At 63.9% G+C, this 11,205-nt stretch carries 10 protein-coding genes; 6 read left to right on the top strand and 4 right to left on the bottom strand.

All coding sequences use genetic code 11. From position 1 onward, the window contains the following. From VN047_RS19310 to VN047_RS19325, 4 genes are all read right to left on the bottom strand, one after another. Nucleotides 1–300, bottom strand: a 300-nt coding sequence (locus VN047_RS19310; RefSeq protein WP_325545555.1) for a GFA family protein, incomplete at its 3' end; no start/stop codon positions are given. A 759-nt stretch (nucleotides 301–1,059) separates the two neighbouring features. After that, nucleotides 1,060–1,512, bottom strand: coding sequence for a hypothetical protein (locus VN047_RS19315; protein ID WP_325545557.1), 453 nt, complete (start codon nucleotides 1,510–1,512; stop codon nucleotides 1,060–1,062). After that, a complete protein-coding gene (locus tag VN047_RS19320; RefSeq protein WP_325545559.1) occupies nucleotides 1,509–2,459 on the bottom strand; it encodes a hypothetical protein in 951 nt (316 codons plus the stop codon). The genes VN047_RS19315 and VN047_RS19320 overlap by 4 nt, the downstream gene beginning before the upstream one ends. Before the next feature lie 175 nt (nucleotides 2,460–2,634). Next, nucleotides 2,635–3,552 carry a LysR family transcriptional regulator gene (locus VN047_RS19325; protein WP_414712736.1) on the bottom strand — a complete coding sequence of 306 codons (918 nt, stop codon included), beginning with the start codon at nucleotides 3,550–3,552 and terminating at the stop codon, nucleotides 2,635–2,637. A 121-nt stretch (nucleotides 3,553–3,673) separates the two neighbouring features. On the opposite strand from VN047_RS19325, the gene VN047_RS19335 reads away from it, so the two are divergent. The 6 genes from VN047_RS19335 to VN047_RS19360 form a co-directional block, all read left to right on the top strand. Continuing rightward, the gene (locus VN047_RS19335; RefSeq protein ID WP_325545561.1) at nucleotides 3,674–4,870 is read left to right on the top strand and encodes a CoA transferase; all 1,197 of its coding nucleotides are present in this window, start codon (nucleotides 3,674–3,676) and stop codon (nucleotides 4,868–4,870) included. Next, nucleotides 4,867–6,135, top strand: a complete 1,269-nt coding sequence (locus tag VN047_RS19340) for a serine hydrolase domain-containing protein (protein ID WP_325545563.1) — start codon at nucleotides 4,867–4,869, stop codon at nucleotides 6,133–6,135. Before VN047_RS19335 ends, VN047_RS19340 begins: the two co-directional genes overlap by 4 nt. Before the next feature lie 3 nt (nucleotides 6,136–6,138). Beyond that, entirely contained in the window at nucleotides 6,139–7,425 is a 1,287-nt protein-coding gene (locus VN047_RS19345) for a citrate:proton symporter (protein ID WP_325545564.1), read from the top strand. Further along, the gene (locus tag VN047_RS19350) at nucleotides 7,422–8,321 is read left to right on the top strand and encodes a hydroxymethylglutaryl-CoA lyase (protein ID WP_325545566.1); all 900 of its coding nucleotides are present in this window, start codon (nucleotides 7,422–7,424) and stop codon (nucleotides 8,319–8,321) included. The genes VN047_RS19345 and VN047_RS19350 overlap by 4 nt, the downstream gene beginning before the upstream one ends. 149 nt (nucleotides 8,322–8,470) lie before the next feature. Further along, nucleotides 8,471–10,771, top strand: a complete 2,301-nt coding sequence (locus tag VN047_RS19355; RefSeq protein WP_325545567.1) for a TonB-dependent receptor — start codon at nucleotides 8,471–8,473, stop codon at nucleotides 10,769–10,771. A 59-nt stretch (nucleotides 10,772–10,830) separates the two neighbouring features. Beyond that, a partial coding sequence (locus VN047_RS19360) for an MFS transporter (RefSeq protein WP_325545569.1) occupies nucleotides 10,831–11,205 on the top strand: 375 nt, incomplete at its 3' end.

Here is an 11,205-nt window from a genome sequence, read left to right on the forward strand (position 1 = left end):
GCGCCACAAATCGGGTTCGAACATCCTGAGATTGACTCCCATGCGCTGGTAATTGGGATCAGTTGGCGTCCAGTGTGTCGTACAGCCACAGGCTTGGCAGTGCCACGTGTCGAGTGCGCGATCACCCTGCTGGTAGGCTACTCCTTCTCCCTCGACCGTGACCGATTTCGGCGGGCAATAGTGCCACAGTCCGGCGGTGCGCCGACAAATCGAGCAATTGCATTCGCTGACTTCGGTTGGCTCGTCGCGCAATACCAAGTGAACCCGCCCGCAATGGCAGCTGCCGTGGTGCTCGATCATCGTTGCTCCTTCTAACTCTAGTCATCTTGAGCGCCTACTTTTAGCAATCCCGCCAGTTCAAAGCGATGACTGAAAACGATCGCGAGCTGCCAACCTCGTCCCACCGGTTTCGAACGTCCGCTTCTCCAAGTTTGCCGCCTGAAAGCAGCCAGTCCGAAATTCGGCCAAAGCGTGCCTCGGCATTAATCCGCGGTGGCAGGGAAGAGCGCCGCTTCACTTCCCAGTTCGGTCGCGAGCAAATTGCGCGCTGCCCAATAGTCGTTGCTGACTGCCTCCCATCCGTGAGGATGGAAGTCAAAGCCGGCGTCAGCTGTCCAGACCCCCGAGATTTCGCTCGATCAAGTCGTCAATAAATTGCCTTTCATCCTGGCCATATTGGGGGTCAATCTGCAGGCTCCGCAACTTCTCACCATGAAACCAGGCTTGCTGGCAAAGAACGCGCAACAAATCCGTATAAGATGGCTCGCCAGCGTGCCTGACTATCGTGAAAGGTACATGCTCGGCTCGATGTTGCATCGAATAGGCAAGCACATGCGCTTCATAATGCTTATCCCCGGGCCGCCACGGACGAAATCGTCCTCGCTTCAGGAATGGCTTGGCAACGCCTAAACGTGCCAGAGCATCGCAGGGATCTCCAAAACCATTCTCGTTTGCCGAGCGCAAAACAGGCGGCTCGTCCCCATCTCGGGAGCAATGCTCATATACTCGGATAGCCAGCTGGAGAGCTCTTCTCTGATAGGTGCATGTATCGCTCATTCGCTAGTCGAGACCTTCGGATATGCGCATTGTCAGCTCGGCTCGATCGTCTTGCCTGACGGCGACCTGAAGGTCCCTGCCGCTCGGCTCGTCATAGGTGCCGACCAGTATCTGAAATCCATAGTCGCTTATCCGCGATATGGCCGCGCGAATATCCTTGTCCGCGTTGGCTCGCCGAATGATGTCGTCGAGGCCGATTTCCGTCGCTTCCTTGATGGAAAACCGGCGGAAGACGATGTTGCAATATCCGTGGTCGGGCCGGCGGGACCGCTGCTCGCGCAAGCTGCCAAGCAAGCGGTCGGGCCCAAGGCTTTCGACAATGAACGCTTTGAACTCGTCCGGATCAACCCATGGGACGGAAAGCGCGCTGGCGACCGGAGGATCGTTTGCGGCGTCCTGCGGCGCGGGACGCTTCTTCTTCCCGAACGGTGCGGAACTGACGGGCAGCATCGTCATAGGGGCGCCTGTGCCACCAGGTACGGACCATCGGCCATCTGGACCAGATCGGCCAGGATATCGCTTGGGAAACACGTGGCGAGCGCCGCCGGCATGGTGATTTCGAGGCGGTCGATCGGGACGGTCGGCCGTCCAGGCATCGCGCCGAGCATATTGATCCAAGTATTTTCGTGTCGTGCGAGCGCCTGTATCGCGGCAATGACCAGCGCCGGCGCGCGGTCGCCGAGCGCCGGCATGGCTTTCTCCAACGATGAAAACAGCCAAGTCGGGTCGTTAAGACGTTGTGGAATATCGAAACGCAGAGCAGAATGGAGGCAAACGGCTCGTCCGGAGATATTCAGGCTATGGATGCTTTCGGGCCGCTTCCACATGCGCATGCGCTCTTTCCAGGCTACGAGATCGGCATTCGAAACGGGCGCGCCGGGTGTCCCGGCCGCCCATTCGGGCGCATGCCAAATATGTATTTGAGGGAAGAAGTCGTCGAGCGGGCCGCTGCTGGTCAATAAACTTAGTCCCCAGCGGGCCTCGTACAGCGATCCGTTGATTGAAAGGAATGAGAAATCCTCGGCCCATGAGGGTGCCGCGCGCGGGTCGGGATAATGTGGTGGGGGAAAGCTCGCGGTTTCCGAGCTGGCGTTCTTGCGTCCGAAATCTTGGATCTGAGCGGTCGCCCTCGACAGACTCTCAAGCCAGCAAAAGAACATTCCTGCAACGAGGGTCGCGCTCCCCAGCACCCAGACCGTGGCCAGCTTGCTGAAAGGACCCGTATGAAGAGGGATTTCGGGATAGGGATCAAGCCGGCCGGCCGGGCAAACAATCTCCAGGAATGCAAGCGTCGTGAACCTGTGAGCGTTATAAGTGTGGCATGTCCACACGGTCGTACTTAGCGCGGTGAAGAGGACGAAGATCCCTAGGCCGATCAGTGTTTTCCCGGAAATAGGGGGCATTGCCAAAACTCATGCTGCGACGTGCGTTGTCTCCCTATCTTCGAGGTCTGACGAAGTCGTAAAATTGGCGGGTGCGGTTTTGACTTGCTCGCCAAGCATGCAGTGTCTGCTTACGCTCCGTCTGGCAAGAAAGCCGAATGACCGCAACCGGCCACCACAAGCCATGGGCATCTCGTCACTCGGTCGAGATGCGCTGTCGTGTCACATGGGCACGCAGCAGTGCGGCAAAAGCGTCGGCGGCCGGGGATAGGGACTGTGGGCGCCGCGACAGCAAGGAAAGCCGTCGTTCCATGACCGGAGCGACAAGCGGCATGATGCGAACGCCCGGAGCATCGCCTGCGGCGAGCGCGGTGGTGGGCAGCACGGCGACGCCAAGGCCTGCCCGGGCGTAGGCGATGGCAGTCGGCATCTGCTGGGATTCGAGGACCACACGCAGCGATATGTCCGCCCGCCGTGCGCCTTCCTCCATCACGCGGCGGACCGTCGTGCCGTGGCTCATCGCGATGATGTCATGGTCCGCAAGCTCCGCCCAGCGGATTTGCTGCGTCGCGGAATCGAATATCTCGTCCGGACCGACCGCGGCGAGTTGATCGGTCAACAGGCGCTCGGCCCGAAGTTCGTCGCTGGCCTCGGCATAACCGATTCCCAAATCCACCTGTCCAGACAGCAACTGTTCCAGCAGCGGATCGCCGAGCACATCGATCACGGACACGATGATCCCGGGATGAAGATCGCGAAATGCGCGGAGCGTGGCGGGAAGGAGGATGCGGCTGACCGAAGGCAGGGCGGCGATGCGGAGCTTTCCGCGGCGCAACTGCGCATAGTCGCGTGCCTCTCCGATTGCGCCATCGACCTCGGAGAGGATGCGCTCGCAGGCGCCCAGGAATTCGCGGCCGATCGGCGTGAGATCGACGGCGCGCGTCGTGCGGTTGATGAGTTTGACCCCCAAATCTTCCTCAAGCTGCGCGATAAGAGCGCTGAGCGCAGGTTGCGAAAGCCCGATGGCATCGGCCGCGCGGGTGAAGCGCCCATGATGCGCCACCGCGCAAAAGGCGCGCAAATGCTTGAGATTGATTCGCTTGCTACCGATCATTGCGCGCGCATTAGACCGCACAACTGATCAGGTTTTCAAATAAATTCTTCGGAAGCCGTGATTTCTCTGATTGGAGCGCCGTTGCTAGCTCTTCGAAAAATGACGTGAGAAGGATGCTTTGGTGCTCGATCTGCTGCGCGGTCTGCGCGTTCTCGATCTGACGACCGTGGTTCTCGGACCCTATGCCACCCAAATGCTGGGCGACCTCGGCGCCGAGGTGCTGAAGGTCGAACCCCCCGCCGGCGACGTGTTCCGCGCGGTGCGGCCGGGGCGCAGCGACGACATGGGTGCGGGTTTCCTCGGCTGCAACCGGAACAAGAAATCGATCGCGCTCGACCTGCGCGATCCCGCGGGGCGCGAAGCCTTTCTCCGCCTCGTCGAGACCGTCGATGTCGTGGTCCACAATATGCGGCCGAAGTCGGCGCAAAAGCTCGGCGTCGATTTCGAGGCGTGTCGCGCGCGCAATCCCGCCGTTGTCTATTGCTATGCGAGCGGCTTTGGCCAGCAAGGTCCCTATGCCGACGAGCCGGCCTATGACGATACGATCCAGGCGGTGTCGGGGCTCGCGCATCTCAACGCCGACAGCGAGGGCGCGCCCCGCTTTCTGCGCACGATCATCGCCGACAAGGTCGGGGGCCTCCATCTGGCGGTCGCGGTTCTCGCCGCCGTCGCGGCGCGCCAGCGCGATGGAGCGGCGCGCTGCATCGAGGCACCGATGTTCGAAAGCCTCGTATCCTTCCTGATGGTCGAGCAGCTCGCGGGGATGAGCTTCGATCCGCCGCTCGGCGGCACGGGCTATGAACGGCTCAACTCGCCCTACCGCAAACCCTTCGCCACCCGCGACGGCTTCATCAGCATCCTGCCCTATACGGCCGCGCATTGGGCGCGCTTTCTCGAACTCGTCGGCTATGGCGAACTCGCGCACGATCCGCGCGTCACCGATTCGGTCGAGCGCAGCCGCAACATTGACATGCTATACGAAATCATCGAGGCGCAGGCGCCGAAGCGGACGACCGACGAATGGATGGAACTCCTGCGGACACGCGATGTGCCCTGCGCGCGCGTCAACCGGCTCGGCGATCTGTTCGGGAACGAGCATCTGAAGGAGGTCGGCATGTTCAACCATATCGACCATCCGACCGAAGGCCGAACGCTGTCGGTGCGCACCCCGTTTCGCGACATCGAGAGTGCGGGAAGTGCCGACCGGGCGGCGCCGTCGCTCGGTGCCGACACGAGGAGCATTCTTGGCGAAGCCGGGTTCGACGACGCCGAGATCGCCCGCCTGATCGCCTCGGGTGCCGCCGGGGCTGCGGCATGATATGGCGCTCGGCTTCGGCGTTGGCGCTGATGCTGTCGTTTTCGGCCGGAGGCCATGTTCATGCGCAAACCACCGAAGTGATCTCATCGGCCGAAAAACAGCTTCGCGCCGATCTGGATCGCGCCGTCGCCGACGGGCGGATACCTGGCGCGATCGCGATCATCGTGAAGGGCGATCGCAGGCTGGCCGACGTCACCGTCGGTTATAGCGACGTCGCAGCGAAGGAGCCGCTGCGGCATGATGCGATCTTCCGCCTCTATTCGATGTCGAAACCGGTCACGAGCGTCGCGATCATGATGCTTGCCGAGCGCGGCAAGCTGCGGCTCGACGATCCGGTCGCGAAATATCTCCCCGAATGGCGCGATATGCGGGTCTATGCCTCGGGCGGCCTCGACGACATGGTGACCGAGCCGGTCCGACGCCCCGTGACGATCGCCGACCTGCTGACGCACAGCGGGGGGATCACCTATCATTTCACCGGCGAAACGCCGGTGCACCAATATTACCGTAAATATGGCGTGATGCGCGATACGCCGGTGGGGCGTATGCCCGGCGATGGGGCGCCGGCGCGGACGCTCGACGAGTTGGTCGCGCGGCTCGGGCGCGCGCCGATGCTCCACCAGCCGGGCGAGACCTTCGCCTACAGCTATTCGACGACGGTGCTCGGTGCGGTTATCGAACGCGCGAGCGGACAAAAGCTCGACCGCTTTCTCAAGGAGCAGTTGTTCGATCCGCTCGGAATGAAGGATACCGGCTTTTTCGTCGCGGCCGCCGATCTGGGACGGTTCACGCCGCTCTATCGCGAGACCGCCGAGGGACTTGCGGTCGCCGAAACTGCCGCAGCGTCCGACTATCGCGACAAGGCACGCCTGCTCGACGGCGGCGGCGCGATCGCGGGCACGGCGGAGGACTATCTCCGCTTCGCCGAAATGCTCGCGAACGACGGGGCGCTCGGCGGCACGCGCATTCTTTCGAAAGCGAGCGTCGACGCGATGCTCACGCCGCGTGTCACACTGAGCGGGTTCGGCCCGGAAAGCCTGCAGTTCGGCTACGGCTTCTCGCTCGGCGATGCCGCATCGGCCGCGCGCGGGGGGCTGCCCGCCGGCGCGGCAAGCTGGGCCGGTTCGGGCAACACCTGGTTCTTCGTCGACCGCGAACATCGCGCCGCCGCGCTCGTCATGACGCATTTCCTCGGCAGCGGGGAAGGGCAGGCGGCGATACGAGCGGCTGTTGGCTCCGCCTTTTCCCAAATGGTCCGCGACTGAACCATGCTGGCGCTCGCGGGGCTTTTGACGATCCTCCTCGTGCTGGCGGCCATCATGACGAAATGGCTGTCACCCTTTGTCGCGCTCGCGGTCATTCCGCTCGCCGCCGCCCTGCTCCTCGGGCAAGGCCATCTGGCGGGCGGCTTCATGTTGCAGGGGCTCGAAGCCGTCGCGCCGATGGGCGCGATGTTCCTCTTCGCGATCCTCTTTTTCTCGATACTGTCGAGCGCGGGGCTGTTTCGCCCGCTGGTATCGCTCATCATTCGCGCGACGCGCGACGATCCTCCGCGCGTCGCGCTCGGGACCGCGATACTGACCAGCATCGTCCATCTCGATGGCGCTGGCGCTTCGACCTTCCTGATCGTCATTCCGCCGCTCGTCCCCGTCTATGACCGCCTCGGGCTCGATCGGCGGATGCTCGCGGCGATCGTCGCGATGGCCGCGGGCGTCGGTAATATGCTTCCCTGGGGCGGCCCGGCGCTTCGCGCGGCGACCGCGCTTCAGGTTCCCGTGATGGATTTCTTCGCGCCGCTCGTTCCGGTTTATGTCGTGGGCCTGCTGACGCTGCTGGGGCTCTCCTGGTGGATCGGCTGGCGTCATCGGCAGCCCGCGACCGCATCCGGGCCCGCCTTCGCTCCGGCGATGGGGCAAGACGAAGATCCCGTGCCGCTCGATTGGCGTTACTGGACCAATGTCGTCATGGTGGTTGCGGTGCTGGGCGCGATGCTTACCTCGCTGCTCCATCCTGCCATCGCGTTCATGCTGGGGACGATCGCCGCGCTGATGGTCAATCTGCGCGGCGCGGGGGCACAGGGCGAGGCCCTCGAAAAACATGCGCCCGCCGCGATTTCGATGATCGCGATCCTTTTGGCTGCGGGCACCTTCACGGGTATCCTGCGCGGAACGGGAATGCTCGATGCGATGGCGCACGCGGGGGCAGGGCTGCTGCCGGCAGGCGTCGCGGGGCACCTGCCGGTCCTGACCGGGCTGGCGTCGATGCCGCTCAGCCTCGCCTTCGACCCTGACAGCTTTTATTTCGGCGTCTTGCCCATTCTCGCCGGGGTAGCCGAAGCGAGCGGCGTCCCCGCGGTCGATGTTGGCCGGGCGGCCGTGCTCGGACAGATGACGACGGGCTTTCCCGTCAGCCCGCTGACGCCGGCGACCTTCCTGCTGGTCGGGCTCGCGGGCATCGGGCTCGCCGATCATCAACGCTATGCCATTGGCTATCTGTTCGGGCTCAGCGTCGTGATGACGATCGCGGCGGTCGCCTTCGGGGTCTTCCCGCTGTGACCCGCGTCGAGATCGTCGAGGTGTCGCCGCGCGACGGACTGCAGAACGAGGCGCAGATCGTTGCGACCGCCGACAAGGTCGAACTGATCCGCCGCGCGGTCGCCGCGGGGGTCCAGCGCATCGAGGTCGCAAGCTTCGTCGATCCGCGCCGTGTTCCGCAAATGGCCGATGCCGAAGCGGTGTGTGCGGGCGTTGCCGAAGTCGACGCGATCAAGATCGGTCTCGTCCTGAACCGGCGCGGCGCGATGCGCGCGCTCGCCACCGGGGTCGACGAACTCGGCGCCGTGGTCAGCGCGAGCGACGGCTTCGGCATTGCCAATCAGGGGCGAAGTTCGGACGAGAGCGTCGCCGATGCGATCGCGATCCTCGATCTCGCGCGCGAACATGGCCGACGGGCGCAGGTGACGATTTCCGCCGCCTTCGGCTGCCCGTTCGATGGTGAGGTCGCGGCCGAGCGAGTGGCCGACATCGCACGGCGCCTCGCCGCCGCCGGCCCGATCGAGATCGCCCTTGGCGACACCATTGGCGTCGCGGCGCCGGGGCATGTCGTCAAAGCCATGCGCGCGGTACAGGCGGCGATACCGGGCCTGCCAATCCGCTGTCATTTTCACGACACGCGGGGCACCGCGGTCGCCAACGCCTGGGCGGCGCTGACCGAGGGCGCAGCGACGCTCGACGCATCGATCGGCGGGCTGGGCGGCTGCCCCTTTGCGCCGGGTGCGTCGGGGAACGTCGCGACCGAAGATCTGCTCTTTGCGCTCCATCGTTCGGGCGTCGAGACAGGAGTGTCGCTTGCCGATATGGTCGAGACCAGTCACTGGCTCGGCGCGATCATGGCGCGCCCGCTCCCGGCAAAAGTCGCGCGGGCGCCGATGTTTCCGCCCGCGACCCGCTGACCCGAACGCGGCTTGCACAGCGCGCTTATCTATCAGTTTTATCTATTAATCTGGCCGATAATACGATTATTCTTTGGTTTGCCTCCTGCTTATCACGGAAAAAAAGGGCGGGGACCAATCCGTCGTCCGCAAAATCGGGAGGATGGATCATGAAGGCAGCATGGATGATTTCGGCGTCGCTGTTGGGCTTGGCGATGGCGCATCCGGCCAGCGCGCAGGGCGCATCGTCGCCTGCCGCCGACCCGCAACCCAGCGCGCAAAGTGACGTCGGAACCGACGAGACATCGTCGGACGATGGCGAAATCATCGTCACCGCGACGCGGCGCAGCGAGCGGCTCCGCGACGTGCCGCTCAGCATCACCGCTTTCTCGCAGTCGAAACTGTCGTCCGAAGGCATCGTCGGATACGAGGGGCTCGCACGCGAAACGCCGGGCGTCGTCGTCAACAAGCCGACCGCCAATTTCAACAATTTCACTGCGCGCGGCATCGCGACCAACGGTTATGGCGCCAATCTCCAGTCGACTGTCGCAATCTATATCGACGAGCTGCCGATTTCGCGCACGGGCAATACGACGCTTCTCGACCCCAACCTCTATGACGTCGAACGCGTCGAGTTTCTTCGCGGCCCGCAGGGGACGCTGTTCGGATCGGGATCGCTCGCGGGGGCGCTGCGAATCCTGACCAAGAGCCCCGAGCTCGACCGTTTCGACGCATCGGTACTGGTCGATATCGGGCTCACCAGATCGGATTCGGTGCGTCAGCGGTACAATGCCATGGTCAACGTCCCGCTGATCGACGGCAAGCTCGGTCTGCGCGCGGTCGGCTATTACCGGAACGAGGAAGGCTATGTCGACAATATCGAGACCGGGATCGACAATGCCAACACGCTCAAAAATTACGGCGGGCGGCTGATCCTTCTCGCCGAACCGACCGAGCGGCTCTCGCTGCGCCTGCTCGCCTCCTACGAAAAAAGCCGGCCGCAGGATTCGGCGCTCATCAATCCGACGCTCGGCCGTTTCGCCCGCCGGTCGGCGCGGCCCGACGTCTTCAGCGGCGAGCAGCAAAATTATAATGCGACCATCGAATATGAATTCGACGGCGCGGTCCTGACCAGCTCGTCGACCTATTCGCGCTTCAAGCAGGAATTTTCGGCCGACATCTCGGCGGCGGTCGGCCGCGCCATCCCCTATGCGCTCAACGCGCTCGGGCCCGAAAAAAGCTTCGTCCAGGAAACGCGCCTCGCGTCCGATCCGGGCGGAAAATTCGACTGGGTGGTCGGCGTCTTCTATTTCAACCGCTCGACCCAGCTCGAAAACCGGCTGCTCAGCACCGCCGAGTTTCTCGCCGAGCGCGGCATCACCGGCGGGCAGGGGCCCGACGGCGACCTGATCGGCACGCAGGTCCTGCGCCTCAAGACGCACGAACTCGCGGGCTTTGGCGAACTCACCTATCATTTCAGCGATCGCTTCTGGGCGACGGGCGGCATCCGCTATGGCCGCACCGACTCGCAGCTCAGGAACTTCGGCGGCTTCAACTCCGACTACATCACCAAGGGGCTCACGGGCGGAACGGGCGCGCTGGCGATCGCCGACATCGCTCCCGTCCTGCAGCCCAAGGTCGTCGGCAAGCGGCCATCGTTCAAGGGCAGCCTGTCCTATCGCCTGACCGACGACGTCACCACCTATGCGCTCGTGTCGACGGGCTACCGCGCGCCGGTGCAGAATGCGAACGCCGGGCGCGTCAGCCTGATCGATCCCACCGATCTGGTGATCCCGAACGGCGCGGGCTCGGACAAGCTCATCAACTATGAAGCCGGGCTCAAGGGCAATTTCTTTGATGGCAAGCTGACCGGCAACTTCGCTTTCTACTGGATCGACTGGAAGGATATTCAGGTTCAGGCGAACCGCGTATCGGACTCGGCGCAATTCGCCACCAACATCGGGTCGGCGCGCAGCCGCGGGCTCGAATTCGAAGTCACCGCGCGGCCGGTTGCGGGCCTCAGCTTCGGGGTCAACGGATCGGTCGGCGGCACGAAGATCACCCAGCTCACGCCGTCCGAAGCGGCGATCTCGGGCGCGGTGCCCGGGGCGCGGCTCTCGGCGCCGAACTTCCAGGGCAGCATGTTCGCGCAGGCCGACTTCGACCTTTCCGACACGCTCTCGGGCTATTTCAACGCGACCTTCCAGCATGTCGGCGCTTTCCCGAACATGTTCCGGAATGTGCCGGGCAGACCCGGCACCGTCGCGCCGACCTATGGCTACACCGACGATTACGAGAATATCAATCTGCGCCTCGGGCTGAAGAGCGGCGACATTTCGGCGACGCTCTATGTCGAAAATGTCCTGAACGACGATTCGACGACCTACCTCCATCCCGAAGGCTTCCTCGATGCCCGGTACGGGACGTTGCGCCCGCGAACCTTCGGCATCCGGCTCGGCTACAATCTCTGATCGAGGTCCCTAGCGGCGGCGGGCTCCGGCTCGCCGCCGCGCCCAGCGAGGAGAGCGTTTTGGCCAGTTCGACCGCCCCGCCGCCGCCCGCTTATGCGTCGCTCGTGCTCGCGATCCTCTTCTTCGTCTACGTCCTCAATTTTCTCGACCGGCAGCTGCTGTCGATCCTCGCGAAACCCGTACAGGACGAACTCGGCATAACCGACGGCCAGCTCGGGCTGCTCGGCGGGCTCTATTTCGCGCTCTTCTACTGCGTCCTCGGCGTGCCGGTCGCCTGGCTCGCCGATCGCAGCAACCGCGTCCGCATCCTCGCGATCGCCTGTGCGCTGTGGAGCGCGGCGACGATCGCCTGCGGGCTCGCGCATAGCTATCCGCAGCTTGCCGCCGCCCGCATGGCGGTCGGCATCGGCGAGGCGGGGGGCGTGCCGCCGTCT

This window comes from Sphingopyxis sp. (genome assembly GCF_035565275.1).
Lineage (GTDB): Bacteria > Pseudomonadota > Alphaproteobacteria > Sphingomonadales > Sphingomonadaceae > Sphingopyxis.

Coding starts and splice junctions, on each gene's coding strand:
- VN047_RS19320 (WP_325545559.1), bottom strand. CDS start 2,459: ATGCCCCCTATTTCCGGGAAAACACTGATCGGCCTAGGGATCTTCGTC.
- VN047_RS19355 (WP_325545567.1), top strand. CDS start 8,471: ATGAAGGCAGCATGGATGATTTCGGCGTCGCTGTTGGGCTTGGCGATG.
- VN047_RS19340 (WP_325545563.1), top strand. CDS start 4,867: ATGATATGGCGCTCGGCTTCGGCGTTGGCGCTGATGCTGTCGTTTTCG.
- VN047_RS19325 (WP_414712736.1), bottom strand. CDS start 3,552: ATGATCGGTAGCAAGCGAATCAATCTCAAGCATTTGCGCGCCTTTTGC.
- VN047_RS19315 (WP_325545557.1), bottom strand. CDS start 1,512: ATGACGATGCTGCCCGTCAGTTCCGCACCGTTCGGGAAGAAGAAGCGT.
- VN047_RS19345 (WP_325545564.1), top strand. CDS start 6,139: ATGCTGGCGCTCGCGGGGCTTTTGACGATCCTCCTCGTGCTGGCGGCC.